Consider the following 20,132-nt stretch of genomic DNA (forward strand, 5'->3'; position numbering starts at 1 on the left):
CGGGCGTCGGCGCTCGCCGTGGCGCCCGGAAAGACGGCGCGGGTGGCGGTGCCGGCCGCAGCACGGGTGTTGAGGAGCAGGGAGAACGCATGAGCGAGGAGCCGATCGAGCACGGCAAGGTTCTCGGGCCGCCGAAGAATCTGGCGACCGGGCTGATCAAGGCCGTCCGACCGCGGCAGTGGGTCAAGAACGTCCTGGTCCTGGCCGCGCCTCTGGCCGCCGGTACCGACGCCCTGACCAACAGCGGCGCGATGGGCCGCGTCGGCATCGCGTTTGTCTCGTTCTGCATGGTCGCGTCGTCGATCTACTTGATCAATGACGCACTCGACGTCGAGGCCGACCGCAACCACCCGACAAAACGGTTTCGCCCGATAGCCGCGGGTGTGGTGCCGCGCAATCTGGCTTTCGCGCTGGCCATCGTGCTGGCCGCCGCCTCGATCGGTATCGCCTTTGTGGCCAACTGGCAGACAGCCACCACCATCGCTGTCTACCTGGTCATCCAGCTCGGCTACTGCTTCGGGCTCAAACACCAGGCCGTCATCGACATCTGCATCGTGTCGTCGGGCTTCCTGCTGCGCGCGATCGCCGGTGGCGTGGCCGCCGGCATCGAGTTGTCACAGTGGTTCCTGCTGGTCATGGCGTTCGGGTCGCTGTTCATGGCCGCCGGCAAGCGATACGCCGAACTGCAGCTGGCCGAACGGACCGGCGCCAAGATCCGGAAATCGCTGGAGTACTACACCACGACGTATCTGCGGTTCATCTGGACGCTGTCGGCGACAGCGGTGGTCGTCTTCTACGGACTGTGGGCCTTCGACAAGGGTTCCCACGACACCAACGTCTGGTACGCGGTGTCGATGGTGCCGTTCACCATCGCCATCCTGCGGTACGCGGTCGACATCGACGGCGGTGAGGCCGGCGAGCCCGAAGAGGTCGCGCTCGGAGACCGGGTTCTGCAACTGCTGGCGGTCGCGTGGATAGTATGCGTGGGTGTCGCGGTCTATGCAGTCTCCTGATCAGCGAGATCTCCAGGATGAAGAGTCCGACGATCTCGTTCTCGACGACCAGCCGACCACCCGGATCGACCGGGTAACCGACGAGCACACCGACGACGCTGCCGATTCCGCCGTCGACGAGGTCTCGACGGACGGCAGCCGACGCGGGATTCGTGCGTGGGGTTCACGCCAGTGGGTTCCGGTCATCAGTTTTGCCGTCGGCGCGATCGCGGTCAGCACGTTCTTCGCCATCGGCGCCTGGCAGCGGCGGTGGATCGCCGACGACGGTTTGATCGTCCTACGCACCCTGCGCAATCTGTTCGCGGGCAACGGCCCGGTGTTCAACGCGGGTGAGCGCGTCGAGGCCAACACGTCGACCGCCTGGACCTACCTACTGTGGTTCTGGGCGTGGGTCACCGACGGGCAACTCGAATATGTCGCGCTGTGGGTTGCTCTGGTGCTGTCGGTGTCGGCCATCCCGATCGCCATGTACGGCACTGCGCGCCTTCTGGGTTCGCGACTCGGTGGCCTGACCGGCGACGGCTGGACGCTGCTGCTTCCGCTCGGCTCGATCGTCTACATCGCCGTTCCGCCCGCCCGCGACTTCGCGACGAGCGGCCTCGAGAACGGCCTCTGCATCTTCTGGGTGGCGGTGCTCTGGTGCCAGGCGGTGGCCTGGGCCCGGCGAGGTCCGACGGGCACCCGCTCGGCGGCAGCGTTCACGCTCTTGTTGGCATTCACGGCCGGGCTCGCGCCGTTGGTCCGTCCCGAATTGGCCGTACTCGGCGGCCTGGTCCTGGTTCTGGTCTTCCTCGCGCCGCTGGGCGCGAAGATGCGGGTCGGCGTCGTGGTGGCGGCTGCGATCGTGCCGGTGAGCTACCAGATCTTCCGGATGGGCTACTACGCGTTGCTGGTGCCCAACCCGGCGGTCGCCAAGGACGCCAGCGGCGCCAAGTGGCATCAGGGCTTCGTCTACCTCGGCAACCTGTTCGGGCCGTATGTGCTGGTCCTGCCGGTGATCCTGGCCGTGATCGCCGGAGTGCTCCTGACGGTCGGAGCGCGGATGCGCGAGCGACCCGACACCGAACCCGGCGCCGGACCTGTGTCGCTGAGGACCCGGCTCGGCGGTTGGTCGCGCGGACTGCAGACCCCCAAGGCTGTGGTGATCACCGTGGTGATCGCCGGCCTCATCGGCGGCATCTACTGGATCCGCCAAGGTGGCGACTTCATGCACGGGCGCGTGCTGCTGGTGTCTCTGTTCACGCTGCTGCTGCCGGTGATGGTGGTTCCGGTGACCGTGCCCGCACATGTTCGCGCGGCGTTCCGGCGCACCCCCACCCCCGCTGACGAGGAGGTTCCGCTCCCTGAGGTGCGAGCGGAGCGAGCCTCGAAGGGCGTTGACGGTGCGTCGGAAAGCGTTGACGGTGCGTCGGAAACCGTTGACCGTGCGCCTGACCGTCGTCGTATCCGGGCTCAACTGGTCGGGGCGACTCTGATGGCGGCATTGTGGGTGACGACGCTCGTCTGGGCGATCACCTGTCACGAGAACTCCCTGCCGAATGCCGGCATCGACATCGGGCGCAGCGGCATCGTCGACGAGCGCCGGTTCTACGTCACCAACATGGGCAACGAGAACCCGGTGACCGCCGAGGACTACCTGAACTATCCCCGCATGCGGGCGATGGTCGAGATGATCGACAAGTATCGCGAGGAGGGTGGTGTCATCCTGCCGTCGTCGAGTTACGACGAGTGGTACGTCGCCCGGATGCCGGGCGTGATGCCCAAGGGCGCGGAGCGCAAGGTCACCGTCTACTTCCTCAATCTCGGCATGACCAGCATGAATGCACCGCTCGACGTGCGGGTCATCGACCAGATGGGTCTTGCCTATCCGTTGGCCGCCCATACCGAACGTCTCGAGGACGGTCGCATCGGTCACGACAAGATCCTGCCGAGCGAGTGGGTCGTCGCCGATTCGGGTGCCTATCCCCGACGCCCGGTGCTGCCCGGCTACCTCGACGAGGACACCGTCCGGCAGGCGGAAGTGGCTCTCACCTGCCCGGAGACCAAGGACCGCGAGGCCTCCTTCACGGGTCCGTGGACGTGGGCACGGTTCAAGCACAATCTGCGGGAGTCGTTCCGGTTCACCGACTACCGGATCGAACGCAATCCCGAGTACGAGTTGCAGCGATGCGGATTGCCGATCCCGCCGCCGCTGACGCCGTTGCCACCGAAGTGAGTCGACTCCGCCGCACCCTGCTCGCCCTGTGGGAAGTCTGTACCTGGGAGGCGAATCAATTGCACAATGCACATCGCCAGGTTGAGGAGTACAGCTTTCCCACCGGGGGGCGTCACAGTCACGTGTTGCCGAAGCATGTCTCGAATCGGTAACGTTCCCGCGGACCGCGGCGATACTCAGTTCGTCGTCGAGTGGTCTGGTCGAATGACCAGGCCTGCTTCGACGGCCGCTGTGTGACTGCGATCACACGGTTTGTCTGTCCTCTGGGATTGCAATAGGCTGCCGAAACGGTGAACAAAGCTCAAGAAAGAGCTGAGAATTCTCGTTTCGCCAGATGCTTTCGGGGGGACGGGCGACTGTGGTCGCTAAACCGATCCGGCTGGCAAGCTGGGGTAGAACCCCAGGTCAGACCGGTTGACGAGGGAGATTTGAGTCCATGCGCGAAGCTGTGAACCAGCCGCGAAAGCCCAGCCGGCACCGGTTGGGCAATCGCTTCATCGCCGCCACTGTTGCCCTGATGACCGTTTTCGGCCTCGCCGGAGTCGTGGTGGGGGCCGGCCAGGCCGACGCCCGGATCGGCGGCACCCAGTTCGGCAAGCAGGAGTTCTACGTCAACGGCTGTGGGATGCCCTCGGTCAAAGTGCGTGCCTGGAAGCGTAAGGGCAATTACAAGACCGTCATCATGCTCGACGGTATGCGTGCCCAGTACGACTACAGCGGCTGGGAGATCAACACCAACGTCCAGGAGATGGTCCGCTCCGGCGTGAACGTCGTCGAGCCGATCGGCGGGCCCGCCAGCTTCTACTCCGACTGGGATGCGCCGAGCAACTTCAACGGTCAGCGATACCGCTACCGCTGGAACTGCGTCATCAACCGCACCCTGGTGCCCGCGCTGGATCGCAAGGGCTTCCGCGTCGGCGCCAGCCGCAAGTACGCCATCATGGGCATCTCGTCTGGCGGCAACGCCGCACTGGTGCTCGCCGCCCAGAACCGCGCCGCCTTCGACCGCGCAGGTTCGTTGTCGGGCTACAACTTCCTGACGGCTCCCGGTATGCGGACCGCGTTGCGTCTCGCGATGCTCGACGTCGACCCCAAGCCGTGGAACATCGACTGCATGTGGGGCCCGCCGTGGAGCTTCCGCTGGTTCGACAACGACCCGTTCTGGAATCTCAACCGCATGCGCGGCATGAAGCTCTTCGTCGGCTCCGGCAACGGCCTGTTCGGCCGCTACAACGCACTGCCCAACGTCTTCGACGACCTGTTCAAGGGTTCGACGCTGGAACTGCTCGCGTTCACGCAGGCCAAGGCCTTCGAGGCGGCTGCATTTGTCCAGGGCATCCCGCTGATGACCTACTACGCCAACGGAACGCACGCGTGGGGTTACTGGCAGGACATGGTCTGGAACGCCAAGAACCGCGGTTTCTTCCGCTGATCTGAGCTCATCGAACGCCCCGCCCGGGACTACCCCGGGCGGGGCGTTTGTGTTGCTAGAAACCTCTGAAATCACATTGTTCACTCGTGTCACAGCGTGGCGCGCGTACATCGACACCCCTCGTCGTGTAAGAAACACCTGAGGCGTTTGTTGTTAGTGATGCTTGTGTGACTGGCGGGGAACCAGTCGGGCTCCGTATCCGTATCAGAACGCCAACGGACAGGGGCGAAGGAGTTCAGAAGACAATGCGGCGAACGGTAAGAGCTGAGCGGGTGGTCGGCACACGGGGGAACCGGCCACGCGGACGTGGGACCGTGGCAACGATCGTGGCGGTGTGTGCCGCCACGATCGCGTTGGTCCTCGCGGGCGGGGTCCCCGCCGGAGCGGAACCGGCACCGCCTCCCACGACCTCCCAGGAGGCACCTCCACCACCACCGGAGGCGAAGCCGGGCAAGGTCGTCAACACCTACTGGTACACGGACCGTCGCGTCGCGCTGTGGGTCTATTCACCGTCGATGAACACCAACATCCAGGTGCAGATCCTGCTCGCCCGTGATTGGTATGCGAAGCCGCGCGCCTCGTTCCCGCAGTTGACTATGCTCGACGGCCTGCGTGCGCAGGACGACCAGAGCGGGTGGGTGATCAACACCAAGGTCGTCGACTTCTACAAGGACAAGAACGTCAACGTCATCCTGCCCATCGGCGGTGAGTCGAGCTTCTACACCGACTGGAAAGAACCCGATCGAGGCAAGAACTACAAGTGGGAGACCTTCCTGATCCGCGAGTTGCCGCCGATCCTGGAGGGGCAGTGGCGCTCGACCGATGTACGCGGAATCGAGGGGCTCTCGATGGGCGGTTCGGCGGCGATGATGCTCGCCGCCCGCAACCCCGGGTTCTACAAGTTCGCGGCGTCGTTCTCCGGCATCCTGCAGATGACCTCGTACGGCATGCCGCAGGCAATCCAGTTCGCGCTGCGCGACGGCGGCGGCTACGACTCGATGAAGATGTTCGGTCCGCCCAGCGATCCGGCCTGGAAGGAGCACGACCCCTATCTGCTCGCCGAGAAGCTCCAAGGCACGAGTCTCTACATCTCATCCGGCAACGGACTCATCGGCGCACACGACAAACCGTCGGACATCCCGATGCTGGCGACCAACTATTCCGGCGTCGGCCTCGAGGTGCTGAGCCGGGTCACGTCGCAGCAGTTCGCGATCGAGTTGAACCGCAAGGGGATTCCCGGGCAGGCCGTGTACCGGCCGTCGGGTACCCACACCTGGCCCTATTGGGAGTTCGAGATGATTCAGGCGTGGCCGCAGGCCGCGAGTGCGCTGGGTCTGGCCGGCGACCGGGTCGCGTGTCGGGTCGGCGGCGCGTTCAAGAAGGTCTACGACCGCAACCGAGCACAGCTCGGTGGATGCCTCACGCCGGAGTACGGGGTGCCGGGCGGTCGGGCGCAGGACTTCTTCGGCGGACGCGTGTTCAGCGGCCCCAAGGGACCCAAGATCGTCACCGGAGCCATCGGCGGCGCCTACGCGTCCACCGGCGGCCCAGGCGGGCGTCTCGGCAAGCCGACGAGCGACGAGATGGCGACGCGCGACGGCAAGGGACGCTTCAACACCTTTGAGCACGGGCGGATCTTCTGGACCGCCAAGGGTGGCACCAAGGTGACGAAGTGATGTGTGCGGGCTGAAACTTCGCTGAGGAAACAGCGGGTTTCCGCAGGTGGAGCGGGTCGCGTGGCGGATGACCGGCCGCGTGGACGGTAGCCTGACCCGAGGTGGACGCAATGCGGCGTCCGCCCCGGGCGGGACCCGACCGGGAAGGACACGATCGAGGAAGTGGAGATGACGAGACCATTTGTTTCCACGGCGGTGATGGCCGTCGGACTCGTCCTGACACTCGGGTCGATCACGGCATGTGGCGACGACTCGACCGCGTCGGCCCCGATAACCGGCAACCCGGTCACGACCACGTCGTTGCTGTCGGGCGCCGATTCCAGCACCACCGCGGCGAATCCCTCGGCTTCGGCGACGCTCCCGAACTCGAGTACGCCGGGCGGTCAGCTGCCGGCGACCGGACCGAATCCGAGCACGACGGTGCCGTCGAACTATCCGGGTCCCAGTGGTGCGCCCCTCAGCGAGAAGGCCCGCCGGTATCTCGCGGCACTGAAGGCGCAGAACGTGACCTTCATGGGTGATTCGGACAACTCGGTGGCACTCACGATGGCCGAGTACGTGTGCGGCGCACGGGCCAAGGGCACCGACCCGACGACCGTGAAGGCCTTCGTGACCGCGTCGGTGGGGCCGGGCACCAAGACCGTCGAAGAAGCAAATGCCAAGGCCGACAAGGTGATTGCGGCCGCCGCGGACAACTACTGCTGACCGGGTGAACGCACGACGAGGATCGTCGACGGGCGGCAGACGCACCCGTCGGCGGATAGGGAAATTGGCGATCGCACTCGGTGCGCTCGCGATCCTCGCGATCATCCTGGTGGTGATCCTGGTGATCCAGCTGCTCGCACCCGGTCCCCAGCGCGGTCCGACACCGCCGAGGACCCCGACCACGCCGTCGGAGCGCCCGCAGGCTCAGCCCGCGGACTGCCCCGACGTGCTGACGGTGGTCATCCCCGGCACGTGGGAGTCGTCGCCCGACGACGACACCACCAACCCGAGTTCGAACCCCCGATCGCTGATGCTTCGGGTGTCCAAGGCCTTGCAGAGTGACTTCGACACCTCGCATTCGGAGGTGTACACCGTGGCCTACCTCGCGCAGTTCCGGAACCCGACCAACCTCGCCGACCGTCAGGCCGACTACAACGTGTCGCGCACCCAGGGATACAAGCGGGCCGCGGGCAAGATCATCGCCACCAACAAGCGCTGCCCGCTCACCCGATACGTCATCACCGGGTTCTCCCAGGGCGCGGTGATCGCCGGCGATCTCGCCAGCAACATCGGCAACGGGCGTGGCGTGCTCAAGGAAGGTGACCAAGACCTGGTGATCGGCGTCGGACTCATCGCCGACGGTCGACGCGAACCGGGTGAGCAGAACGACATCTCGCCCAGCCCGGACGGCGAAGGTGCCGAGATCGCGCTGGGCGGATTCGGCGGCCTCGTTCCGGGCATCACGATGACCGGTGCCCGCAATGGCGGCTTCGGCACGCTGCGCGACCGAGTTCAGTCGATCTGTGCCCCCGGCGATCTGATCTGCGACGCCCCGACGATCACCAATCCGCTGACCGCACTGGGACAACTCGCCAACGCGCAGAACAATCCGGTGCACGCCATGTACGCGACGACGCGGTACTGGGATCACGACGGGTCGAGCGCGACGCAGTGGATCTATCGGTGGGCGCACGACCTCATCGCCGACGCGCCCCAGCAGCCCCACGAGTGACTTCGATCGCTGGGACTCGAAAATCCGACCGACGTCACACGCGCGAGGGCTAACGTCTCGCGTATCGGCGACGACGTTCATCCGTACCCCGGGGACTGGTGGGACCCGATCGAAGACTGTGCGGTTCCTGCCAATCGATGGGCGCGTTTGGGTAGGCCACCTACGCTGCACTAACGTGTTGCCGGGTCGGCCGAACAGCCGACACCACCGAACCGACGAGGAGTGAGAGCGATGACGCAACCGGACGCCACATCGGAGCCGGGTCTGCGGAAGTTCCGCTTCGGGGCCGGCGGCGAAGGCAACAAGGACGAAGGCGGTGCGCGCAAGTTCGTCAAACTCGCGCAGACCGCCGAAGAGTACGGCTACGACACCTTCGCCATTCCCGATCACCTCGGTAACCAGGTCGGGCCGCTGGCCGCGCTGGGCGCGCTGACGCAGGCCACCAGCACCATCCGGCTGGCCACCTCGGTCCTCGCCAACGGCTTTCGCCACCCCGCTCTGCTGGCCAAGGAGGCCAACACCATCGACGTGTTGAGCAAGGGTCGTCTCGAGCTCGGCATCGGCGCAGGCTGGATGAAAGACGAGTTCGACAAGGCGGGCATCGAGTTCGAGTCGCCGGGCGTGCGCATCCGTCGCCTCGACGAGGCGCTGACCATCCTCGATGGCCTGATGCGCGGTGAGACGGTCGACTTCGACGGCGAGTTCTACCAGATCAACGGACTCGAAGGCACCCCGCGACCACGCCAGGGACCCCGACCCCCCATCGCCGTCGGTGGTGGCGGACCGAAGATGCTCGCGCTGGCGGCCAAGCACGCCGACATCATCTCTGTCGCCCCGGGCACCACGCCCGACGGCAAGATGAAGCTCTCCGACATGACGATCGAGAAGACCGCCGAGCGGGTCGACCGGATCCGCCAGGCAGCGGGAGACCGCTTTCCCGACATCGAACTCAACTGGACCATCGCCGTCATCGTCATCACCGACGACCGTCATGCGACCGCGGAAATGGCCCTCAAGGCGCTCGACCAGGGCTATCCGCCGAACATCGAGCGCGACACCGAGTTCACCGTCGACGACGTGTTGTCGTCGCCGTACATCGCGATCGGCAGCTTCGAGGAGATCGCCGATCAGATCCGCGAGGTGCGGCGTCGGACGTCGATGTCGTATGTCGGGGTGTTCCCGACCCAAATGGATGCGTTTGCGCCCGTCATCTCTCTCGTCAAGGGAGAGTAAGACGTAATCGGATAAAGAGTAGGATGGCCGACGGTCTTGCGAGCGAACTGCGAGGTGAGAGCGATGACACTCGTGGTGGGTGCCGGCCAGAGAACTGCACCACAACGAAGAAATGCTTGACGATCACAAGGACCACAGAACGGGTATTGGACGAGCGCTACCGTGACCCGGCGGTAGCCATTGGGACGTGGACGCGCAGGGCTGCGGTGGTGTCGTGGGGAACGCCACACACAGGCATTGCGCGCATCGGTGGGGGAGTCCACGAGGGGGCCACAGGAGTATGAATGCTGAACACTGAATTCGAACAGTTCCTCGACGAGAACGGCAACCTGCACTTCACCGAGGATGCGACGCTGGTCGACTACGTCGAGCGCAATGTGCGCGACGAGGCCGACACGCTGGCCTACCGCTTCATCGACTACAGCCGCGAACGCGACGGCGAGGCACAGGACCTGACCTGGGCCCAGTTCGGTAAGCGCCTGCGTGCGGTGGCGGCCCGCCTCCAGCAGGTCACCAAGCCGGGCGACCGCGTCGCCATTCTCGCTCCGCAGTCGCTCGAATACGTGATCGGCTTCTTCTCGGCGCTGTACGCGAGCAACATCGCAGTACCGCTGTTCTCGCCCGACGAGCCCGGCCACACCGATCGCCTGCACGCGGTCCTCGCCGACTGCAAGCCGTCGGCCATCCTGACCTCCACCAAGTCCGCCGAAGCGGTCCGCGACTTCTTCGCGCCGCTGCCCGCCAAGGAGCGCCCGCGTGTGATCGCGGTCGACGCCGTGCCCGACTCCGTCGGTTCGAGCTGGGTCGCGCCGGTCGCCGGCAAGGACCACAACCGCGACACCGTCGCCTACCTCCAGTACACCTCCGGCTCGACGCGCGTCCCCGCCGGCGTGGAGATCACCTACGAGGCGGTCGCCGCGAACGTCCTGCAGATCTACGACTGCATCGAGATCGACCGCAACGCCCGCGGCGTCACCTGGCTGCCGATGTTCCACGACATGGGTCTGCTCACGGTGATCCTGCCCGCGCTGGGCGGCAAGTACATCACGATCATGAGCCCGCAGGCGTTCGTCCGCCGGCCGGGACGATGGATCAAGGAACTCGCCGCAGCGTCCGACGGCGCAGAGACCTACGCCGCGGCGCCGAACTTCGCCTTCGAACATGCCGCGGTCCGCGGCCTTCCGAAGCCCGGCGAGCAACTCGACCTGTCCAACGTCATCGGACTGATCAACGGGTCCGAGCCGGTCACGGTGAGTTCGATGAAGAAGTTCAACGAGGCCTTCGAGCCCTACGGTCTGCCCAAGACCGCGATCAAGCCGTGCTACGGCATGGCCGAGGCCACTCTGTTCGTCTCGGCGACGCAGCGCAACAACGAGGCGAAGATCATCTACGTCGATCGCGACGAACTCAATGCGGGCCGCTTCAAGATCGTCGACGCCGACGCGCCGAACGCCGTCGCGCAGGTGTCTTGCGGGCAGGTGGCGGTCAGCCAGTGGGCGACCATCGTCGACTCCGACACCGCCACCGAGCAGGCCGACGGGCACGTCGGTGAGATCTGGCTGCACGGCCTCAACATCGGTGCCGGCTACTGGAACAAGCCCGAGGAAACCGACGAGACCTTCCACAACACCCTCACCCATCCGCTCGCCGAGGGCAGCCATTCCGAGGGCGCGCCCGCCGATGCGCAATGGATGCGCACCGGCGACTACGGGGTGTGGCTCGACGGTGAGCTCTACATCACCGGCCGCGTGAAGGACCTCGTCATCGTCGACGGTCGCAATCACTACCCGCAGGACCTCGAGTTCAGCGCGCAGGAAGCCAGCACCGCGCTCCGACCGGGATTCGTCGCCGCGTTCGCGGTGCCCGCCAACCAGCTGCCCGCAGTGGTCTTCGAACAGGCGACCAGCGGACTGGCCTTCGACGCCGACGACGCCTCCGAACAGTTGGTCATCGTGGCCGAACGTGGGCCGGGCAAGAAGTCCGATCCACAGGAGATCGCCGACTCGGTCCGCGCCGCCATCGCTGCCCGCCACGGCGTGATGGCACGCGACATCCTGATGGTTCCCGCCGGCTCGATCCCCCGCACCTCGAGCGGAAAGATCGCGCGTCGGGCCACCAAGGCCGCCTACATCGACGGCAGCCTCCGCGGCGGCTACAAGCAGACCGCCTTCCCGGATGCGCCCGAGTCCTGATCCCACGAGCCAAGCCATTGCCGGCCCGAGAGTTGGTGCCGGCCCCCGAGCCATTGCCGGTCCCTGAGGTGCGAGGAGCGCAAGCGACGAGCCTCGAAGGGCTGGCGGACGGGTAAGCGAAGCGTGACCACCGGTCCCTGAGGTGCGAGCTTGCGAGCCTCGAAGGGCCCCGATCGTTAGTCTGGAAGCGATGTCTGAACTGAATACCGACCAGCCCGAAGCCCCCGCCGACACGACGGGGCACACCGACGGTGAGACCGCCGGCGATCTGACCGTCGCCGAGCTGCGGGACTGGCTGCGCAACTGGGTGTCGGAGGCGACGGGCCTGCCGGCCGACCAGATCTCCGACGACCGGCCGATGGAAGAGTTCGGGCTCTCGTCGCGCGACGCAGTGGCACTGGCCGCCGACGTCGAGGACAAGACCGGCGTGATCCTGACCGCGACCGCCGCCTACAACCACCCGACGATCGCGATGCTCGCCAAGCGCATCATCGAGGGCGACCCCGACGAACTGCTCGACGATGCCGCCGACACCTACTGGCAGCGTGATCGCGACCCGGCAGACGACATTGCCATCGTCGGCCTCTCGACCCGGTTCCCCAAGGCCGGTTCCACGCCGGAATCCACCTGGGAAGCGCTGATCGAGGGCCGCGACGGCATCTCCGAGCTCCCCGACGACCGCTGGGTCGAGTTCAAATCCGATCCCCGCATGCTCGAGGTGCTCGAGCAGCGCAACCTTCGGGGCGGCTACCTCGACGACGTCAAGGGCTTCGACGCCGACTTCTTCCAGATGAGCCCGCGCGAGGTCGAGATGGTCGACCCGCAGCAGCGCCTCGCCATGGAACTGACGTGGGAGGCCCTCGAGGACGCCCACATCCCGGCCAGCGACCTCAAGGGCGGGCAGGTCGGCGTCTTCGTCGGCACATCCACCAACGACTACCAGCTGATGGCGGCGCTCGGCCTCGGCGAGGGCGCCGACGAGACCGCCGCCTACGCGCTCACCGGCACCGCCACCTCGATCATCGCCAACCGTGTCTCCTACTTCTTCGACTTCCACGGCCCGTCGGTCGCCATCGACACCGCATGTTCGTCGTCGTTGGTGGCGGTCCACCAGGCGGTGCGCAGCCTGCGTTCGGGTGAGTCCGACGTCGCGCTCGCGGGTGGCGTCAACATGATCCTCACGCCGGCCGCAACCGTCGGCTTCGACACCATCGGAGCCGTTGCCAAGGACGGCCACATCAAGGCATTCTCCGCAGACGCCGACGGCATGGTGCGTTCCGAGGGCGGCGGCATGTTCGTGCTCAAGCGCCTGTCCGACGCCCGGAACGACGGCGATGCGGTCCTCGCCGTGATCGCGGGGTCGGCGGTCAACTCCGACGGACGCTCCAACGGCATCTTCGCGCCGAATCCCGAGGCGCAGGTGGAGGTGCTCCGCAGCGCCTACACCGACGCGGCGATCTCCCCGCAGTCGGTCGACTACGTGGAGGCGCACGGCACCGGCACCATTCTCGGCGACCCCATCGAGGCCGACGCGCTCGGTCGCGTGGTCGGTCGGGGACGCGTGGTCGGCGCGCCGGCGCTGCTCGGCTCGGCCAAGACCAACTTCGGCCACATGGAGTCCGCCGCCGGTGCGGGTGCGCTCGCCAAGGTTGTACTCGCCTTGCAGCACAACACGATTCCCGCGTCGCTGAACTACTCCGGACCCAACCCGTACATCCAGTTCGGCCCGAATGGCCTCAAGGTGGTCCCCGAGGCCACCGAATGGCCGCGCTACTCCGGGCACGCCATCGCCGGTGTCTCCGGCTTCGGCTTCGGCGGCACCAACGCGCATCTCGTTGTGCGCGAGGTGCTTCCGGGCGATCTTGCCGATGCCGGCTCCCCGCTCCCCGAGGTGCTCGCCGAGTCCTCTTCGCTCGCCGACATCGACCTCGACGACGACGAGGAAGAGTTCCTCACCGAAGCCGAGCGTGCCATCCTGGCCGCGCAGGCCAAGAAGGACGACGCCCCGGCCGAGATCGTCGAGAAGGATCCCGCCGAGGGCTTCGCGCCCTGTGCCGTCGAGGGTTCGGTTGTGCCGCTGGTGATCTCGGCATTCCTGCCGTCGCGCCGCCGCAAGGCCGCTGCGGACCTGTTGGAATGGCTCGAATCGGAGGCGGGGCAGTCGACTCCGCTCGCCGACATCGGGCGTGCGCTCGCGCACCGCAACCACGGCCGGTCGCGTGCCGTGGTCATGGCACGTACCCACGAGGACGCCGTCAAGGGCGTGCGGGCAGTCGCCGAGGGCAAGGCCAATCCGTCTGTCTACGCCTTCGATTCGCCCGACGCCGCGTCGGCGGTGTGGTTGCTGTCCGGGTTCGGCTCGCAGCACCGCAAGATGGCCAAACAGCTCTACACCGAGAACCCGGTGTTCAAGAAGTACGTCGACCGTGTCGACGAGTACATCCAGAACGAACTCGGCTACTCGATCGCCGAGATGTTCCTCGACGACGAGCAGACCTACGGCATCGAGACCTCACAGGTCGGCATCTACACCATCCAGGTCGCGCTGGCCGACACGCTGCGCCACTTCGGGGCGGAACCCGGTGTGTTGGTACCGCATTCGATGGGCGAGGCGTCGGCCGCCTACATCAGCGGCGGACTGTCGCTGCAGGACGCCACCCGCGTCATCTGTCAGCGGTCGCGGCTCATGGCCGAGGGCGAGGCAACGCTCACCGGCGACGACATCCGTCTGATGGCGCTGGTCGAGTACAGCGCCGACGACATCGAGGGCGTCCTGGTCGACTACCCCGACCTGGAGATCTGTGTGTACGCCGCGCCGACCCACACGGTCATCGGCGGTCCGGAGCCTCAGGTCGACGCGATCGTGGCGCGGGCCGAGGCGGAGGGCAAGCTGGGCCGCAAGCTGCAGACCAAGGGTGCCAGCCACACCTCGCAGGTCGATCCGATCCTGGGTGAGTTGGCCTACGAACTCACCGGAATCGAACCGCTGCGCCCGACGGTCGGCTTCTACAGTTCGGTCGATCGGGAGGTCTTCTACCGACCGGGGCACGAGCCGGTGCACACCATCGACTACTTCCTCAAGGGCATGCGGCACAGCGTCTGGTTCTCGCAGGCGGTCGCCAAGTCGGTGGACAACGGTCATCGAACCTTCCTGGAGCTGTCGCCCAATCCTGCGGTGCTCATCTCCGTTGCCGCAGTGACCTTCTCGTCCGGACTGCACGACGCGGAGCTGATCGAGACGTTGCGTCGCAAGGAGGACGAGAGCTACGGCCTCGTCAACGCGCTGATGAAGCTGTACGTGCACGGCCATCCGGTCAACGTCGGATCACTCTTCGGCACAGGCGATTTTGCCGACATCCCGCGAACGCGATTCGAACGCAAGGACTACTGGCTGCAGGCATCGGTCAACAGTGGTGGCGGCACGGGTCGTGTTCCGGGCTCCCACGTCGCACTGCCCGACGGCCGTCACGCCTGGGAGGTCAACGCCTCCGCTGTCACCGATGTGCGCGAACTGGTCCGCGCCGCGGCCGCCGAGGTGCTGTCCGGCGCCACGGTGGGTGTGGCCGTCCCCCACGGTGAGATTCCGGCGACTGGCACCCTCACCACCACGCTGAGCCCGCATCCGGGCGGTGCGTCGGTGACAGTACATGTCAAGCAGGACAAGAACTTCCGCCTGCTCTTTGAAGCTGCGGTGACCGGCGATCTCGCCGACGGTGCGGTGGCTGCTTCCCCTCCGCTCCCCGAGGTGCCGGCGGCCGACCGCATCGACCCCACCAAGGTCGGCTACATCGACAACACCGTCACGGTCGAGGAAGAGATCATCGACGACATCGGGAACAAGTGGAGCCCCGATTCCGGTGAGTCGGTCCAGGATCGGCTGGCGATCATCGTCGGCGAATCGATGGGCTACGACCCGATGGACCTCCCTCGGGAGATCCCGCTCATCGAACTCGGTCTCGACTCGCTGATGGCGGTGCGGATCAAGAACCGCGTCGAGTACGAGTTCGACATCCCGCAACTGCAGCTGCAGGCGATGCGGCAGGCGAATCTCGCCGACGTCACCAAGTTCGTCGAGTTCGCGGTCACCCACCGCGACCAGCTCGACGACCTGGCCTCCAACGCCGCCGGCGGAGGCGAACTCGACACCGCGGCCCTCAACGCCTATATCGACGAGCAGAACGCCAAGGACACCGCCGCCCCCGCCGCGACGGACTCCACCTCCCCCTCCGCTGGTGATGCCGCCACCCCCTCCGTTGGTGACGCCGCCGCCCCTTCCGCGACGGACTCCACCCCCGCTGGTCGAGGAGGCACGAGCGAGCGTAGCGAGCCCGAGCCGTCTCGAGACCACCCAGCCGCGCCCGATCAGTCCGCGCCCGCCGACCTCAGCGACCAGGCCGCTGTTGCCGCGGCTGCCGGATCCGACGTCCCGCCCCGCGACGCCGCGGAGCGTCTCACGTTCGGCGTCTACGCGGTGGTGACCAAGCGTTCGGCGGGCGGCATCTTCAACAAGTTGCCGGTGCTCGAAGAGGAAGTCGCACAAGAACTCACGGACCGTCTGAACGAGCGGACCGGCGGCGACATCGACCTCGAGGACATCCTCGACTCGGAGACCATCGAGGAGATGTCGGATTACGTCCGCCAGTACCTCGACGCAGCCGCCGACACCGACGGCTTCGTCAGGTACCTGCGCCTGATCGACGGCAAGAAGTCCTACGACCCGTCGGCCGGAGACCCCGTGCCCGCGTTGCTGTTCCATCCCGCGGGCGGCAACACGTCGGCCTACGAGGCTTTGCTCAAGCGGCTTCCGGACAGTGTGCCGGTGATCGGCTTCGACCGGGTCGAGGGCACCATCGAGGAGCGTGTGCGCCAGTACATGCCGCGTCTGCGTGAAGTGCAACCGCACGGACCTTACGTCCTCATCGGCTGGTCGCTGGGTGGTGCTCTGGCCTACGGATGCGCCCAGGTGCTGACCGATGAGGGTGAGGACGTGTCGTTCGTCGGTCTCATCGACGTCGTGCGACCGTCGAAGCCGGTGATCGAGACGCCGGACACCAAGCGTGAGCGGCTCGAACGCTGGAAGGATTTCGCGATCCGCAACTACGATCTCGACGCCGACATCCCGATCCCGATGGACCGGCTCGTCGAGGCCGACGACGAGGGGCAGTTCGCGATCATCATGGAGATGATGTCGATGTCGGGCACCAAGATCCCCGGCGGCATCATCGAGCATCAGCGCACTTCCTTCCTCGACAACCGTGCGCTCACCAACATCGAGCCGACCCCTTACGGCGGCAAGGTGGTGCTCTACCGGGCCGACAAGATGCACGACGGGGCTGTCGAACTCGAGCCGCAGTGGGCCGAGATCGACGAGGACGGACGTTGGGGCGAGGTGGTCGACGATCTGGAGATCATCCACATCGGCGGTGATCACCTGTCTATCGTGGACGAGCCGTTCATCGGTCAGATCGGGGCCGATCTGACTCGACGCCTCGGCGAGGTCGAGAAGGAAGTGAAGTGACCGTGACCGACAGCACCGCAGCCAAGCTCGCAGACCTCCGGCAAAAGCTGGAGGCGGCGCGGGAACCGGGTGGTGAGAAGGCGCTCGCGAAGCGGGCCGCAAAGGGGATCTGTTCGCCGCGTGAGCGACTGAACATGCTCTTCGATCCGGGGACCTTCGTCGAGATCGGCGCGTTGGCCAAGATGCCGGGTGCCGCGCATTCGGGTTACGGCGACGGTGTGGTGACCGGGCACGGGCTGGTTCACGGCCGTCCGGTCGCGGCCTTCTCCCACGATCAGACCGTCTTCGGTGGCACGGTCGGAGAGATGTTCGGCCGCAAGGTATCCGCGTTGATGGAGTGGGCGGGCAAGATCGGCTGCCCGATGGTCGGGATCAACGACTCGGCCGGTGCCCGCATCCAGGACGCGGTGACCTCGCTGGCGTGGTACGCGGAGATGGGCCGACGCAACGATCTGCTGTCTGGTCTCGCGCCGCAGGTCTCGGTGATCCTCGGAAAGTGCGCGGGCGGTGCGGTGTACACGCCCGCCAACACCGACATCCTGGTGGCGGTAGAGGACAAGAGCTACATGTTCGTCACCGGACCCGACGTCCTGAAACAGGTCAACGGCGAGGACATCTCGGCCGAAGACCTGGGCAGCGCCCACAATCAGGCGCGGTGGGGCAACATCCATCACGTCGCCCCCGACGAGAAGTCGGCCTTCGAGTGGGTGCGCGAGTACCTGCAGTACATGCCGTCGAGTTGCTACGAGCGGCCGCCGGTGATCAACCCCGGACTTGAGCCGGAGATCACCGAGACCGATCTCGCGCTGAACAGCTTCATGCCCGACAACGACAACGCGGGCTACGACATGCACGACATCATCATCAAACTCTTCGACGACGGCGCCTTCCACGAGGTGGGAGAGTTGTTCGCGCCCAACCTGATCACCGGGTACGCCCGCGTCGACGGGCACAGCGTGGGCGTCGTGGCCAATCAGCCGAGCGTCATGTCGGGTGTACTCGACACGGACAGCTCCGAGAAGGCCACGCGATTCGTGCGTATCTGCAACGCCTTTAGCATCCCACTGGTCTTCCTCGTGGACACACCCGGCATCCTGCCGGGTCTCGCGGAGGAGCAGAAGGGCACCATCCGTCGCTCCGGCAAGTTCCTGTTCGCCTACGTGGAGGCCGATGTCCCCAAGGTCACCGTCGTGCTGCGCAAGGCGTATGGCGGGGCGTATGCGGTGATGGGCTGCAAGCAGCTCGGCGCCGACATCAACTTCGCCTGGCCCACAGCGAAGATCGCGGTGATGGGTGCGGAGTCGGCGGCCGCTGTGCTCACCCGGCGTCAGACCGAGGGTCTCTCTGCTCGGGATGCCGACAAGGTCCGACGCGACTTCATCGACTTCTACAACGAGCACATGGCCACGCCGTACCTGGCAGCCGAGCGCGGCTACATCGACGCCGTCATCGAACCCGCCGAGACACGTCTGCAACTCCGAAAGGCGTTGGCGCAGTTGCGCGACAAAGAAATGCTGCGCACCCCGCGCAAGCACTTCCTGATGCCCATCTGATCCGAAGAGTACTGTCTCAGGCCTCCTGACCTGCGGAAACATGCAAAGTGCCTGCCCGCAAAATCTAGGGGAAGAAGTCTCCTCCGCGAGGTTCGGAGTCGTCCCCCAGAAATTTCTGGGGGAGGACTCCAACGGTAGGGGAGGAAGTTTCGTCCCCTAGATTTTGTGGGCGCAGGTGCCTGGCGTCGCGTTCGGGGGAACGCGACGCCCGACGACCGATGACCGGTGACTGAGATCGGGCCCGTCAGCGTTCGCTTCCGGGACATACCCGGACGACCACCGTCAGGGGCCCGATCCTGGCCACCGGCCCCTGACCCCAACCTTCCCGCCGCCACGATCGCCGACGACGTCGGCGGGTGCGTCGCTGACTCGATTCAGGCGAAACGACGAAGGATAGAATGCACCGCCTGCGTGACGGTGAGCCGGTCGTAGCTCTGGACGAAGTCGAAGCCGCGCTGCAGATCCGGGCCGCCGGTGTGGCAATCGCGGGCCGAGAGCAGTGCGGCGAAATGTGGTCCGAGGACGGCGACGTTCCACTCTTCGATCAGCTCGTCGTCGGGCCGCAGCGGCGCGCGATGCACGTTGCCGTCCCGTACGTCGGGCAGCCCGACGCCGTACACGCCGGCCAGCCCGGTGCGTTCGGACATGTCGCGCCATCGGGTCGCGGTGCGGGCGGTGAAGTGTTCGGCATATTGGAAGGTGCCCAACACAATTGACGCTCCGCCCACCGCCGCTTGATGTTCGAGCGCCTTGCTCATCTCGATGAGGAGTCGTTTGTCGCCGCGTCGCGGTGTGTTGGCGGCCGATGCGATGGCGTAGGGCGTGGAGTGGTCGGAGTCGGGCGTCGACCAGACCGGCATCTCCGGAAGCGGCACAACGGTTCCGGATGCAAGGACGGTGGGGTCCTCCACCGCTGGGAAGAGGGCTCCGATACCGAACTCGGCGCCCATCGTGAGTGCGGTGACGCGGCGGGCTTCGTCGTCGACACCCTCGGCGATGATGACGGCATGACTGCGTTCACGATGCGCCGCCAACGAATGCGCCAGATATGCGGCGTCTGCGGTGGCAGGCGTTCGCAACACGTCGCGTCCGGTGACGATGATGTCGGGCTCCACCAGTGACAGCAGGGTGGCAGCGTGATCGTTGCGGGTCAGCCCGTCGACGCAGATGATCTTGCCTGCGGCTCGAGCCCGGGCGACTCGCGCGAGCGTCCGCTGCGGGCTTCGGGTCACCGCGTCCGGCATGACCACCATGACGTGGCGCTCCAGCGTCGCCGCGGTCGTGTGGTCGAGGTCGCCGATGAGGTCGAGATCGAGAGAAACCAGCATGGGCAGCAGTTTGGCGACAGACTGCGCGCGAGCAGACTGCGACATCTGGTGTTTGCGCTGGTCGAGCACGGCGTGCTCCTCGACGACGCGCGCGGCCCGACGCAGCGCTTCGGGAGTCCCCAGCCGGGTTCCGGACGGCCCCCGAACCTGCAACTCGACCGCGGCCAGGGCGCCGTCGGACAGCCGGCAGATCGGCGCGAACTGCATGTGGAGCTCCAGATCGTCGAACAGGGTGAAGCCTCGGGTGTCGGTCAC

The 20,132-nt window shown here is 66.2% G+C and carries 11 protein-coding genes; 10 read left to right on the top strand and 1 reads right to left on the bottom strand.

From position 1 onward, the window contains the following. The first annotated feature begins 89 nt into the window (after positions 1-89). The 10 genes from ABZW74_RS16070 to ABZW74_RS16115 all read left to right on the top strand — a co-directional run bounded on the left by ABZW74_RS16070 (position 90) and on the right by ABZW74_RS16115 (position 18,549). Positions 90-1,013: a decaprenyl-phosphate phosphoribosyltransferase gene (locus ABZW74_RS16070; RefSeq protein WP_355277485.1), complete on the top strand. Its 924-nt coding sequence runs from the start codon at positions 90-92 to the stop codon at positions 1,011-1,013. After that, on the top strand, positions 1,000-3,228 hold the full coding sequence (gene zomB / locus ABZW74_RS16075) for a flagellar motor control protein ZomB (RefSeq protein WP_355277488.1): 2,229 nt from the start codon (positions 1,000-1,002) through the stop codon (positions 3,226-3,228). The genes ABZW74_RS16070 and zomB overlap by 14 nt, the downstream gene beginning before the upstream one ends. 436 nt (positions 3,229-3,664) lie before the next feature. After that, positions 3,665-4,660 carry an alpha/beta hydrolase family protein gene (locus ABZW74_RS16080; RefSeq protein ID WP_240857867.1) on the top strand — a complete coding sequence of 332 codons (996 nt, stop codon included), beginning with the start codon at positions 3,665-3,667 and terminating at the stop codon, positions 4,658-4,660. 245 nt (positions 4,661-4,905) lie between these two features. Further along, complete coding sequence (locus ABZW74_RS16085) at positions 4,906-6,336, top strand: alpha/beta hydrolase-fold protein (RefSeq protein WP_240857868.1); 1,431 nt, start codon at positions 4,906-4,908, stop codon at positions 6,334-6,336. 168 nt (positions 6,337-6,504) lie between these two features. Beyond that, positions 6,505-7,041, top strand: a complete 537-nt coding sequence (locus ABZW74_RS16090) for a DUF732 domain-containing protein (protein ID WP_240857869.1) — start codon at positions 6,505-6,507, stop codon at positions 7,039-7,041. 4 nt (positions 7,042-7,045) lie between these two features. Continuing rightward, positions 7,046-8,053 carry a cutinase family protein gene (locus ABZW74_RS16095; RefSeq protein WP_240857870.1) on the top strand — a complete coding sequence of 336 codons (1,008 nt, stop codon included), beginning with the start codon at positions 7,046-7,048 and terminating at the stop codon, positions 8,051-8,053. A gap of 231 nt (positions 8,054-8,284) precedes the next feature. Next, positions 8,285-9,286: an LLM class F420-dependent oxidoreductase gene (locus ABZW74_RS16100; protein ID WP_240857871.1), complete on the top strand. Its 1,002-nt coding sequence runs from the start codon at positions 8,285-8,287 to the stop codon at positions 9,284-9,286. Between the two features lie 284 nt (positions 9,287-9,570). Next, positions 9,571-11,478, top strand: a complete 1,908-nt coding sequence (gene fadD32 / locus ABZW74_RS16105) for a long-chain-fatty-acid--AMP ligase FadD32 (RefSeq protein WP_355277493.1) — start codon at positions 9,571-9,573, stop codon at positions 11,476-11,478. Positions 11,479-11,668: 190 nt separating this feature from the next. Next, complete coding sequence (gene pks13 / locus ABZW74_RS16110) at positions 11,669-16,996, top strand: polyketide synthase Pks13 (protein WP_355277497.1); 5,328 nt, start codon at positions 11,669-11,671, stop codon at positions 16,994-16,996. Positions 16,997-16,998: 2 nt separating this feature from the next. Next, positions 16,999-18,549, top strand: a complete 1,551-nt coding sequence (locus ABZW74_RS16115; RefSeq protein WP_240857958.1) for an acyl-CoA carboxylase subunit beta — start codon at positions 16,999-17,001, stop codon at positions 18,547-18,549. Positions 18,550-18,923: 374 nt separating this feature from the next. On the opposite strand, the gene ABZW74_RS16120 is transcribed toward ABZW74_RS16115, so the two are convergent. Further along, on the bottom strand, positions 18,924-20,132 hold the full coding sequence (locus ABZW74_RS16120) for a DICT sensory domain-containing protein (protein WP_355277500.1): 1,209 nt from the start codon (positions 20,130-20,132) through the stop codon (positions 18,924-18,926).

The organism is Gordonia sp. NPDC003585, assembly GCF_040610755.1.
In the GTDB taxonomy this organism is placed as follows: Bacteria; Actinomycetota; Actinomycetes; order Mycobacteriales; family Mycobacteriaceae; genus Gordonia.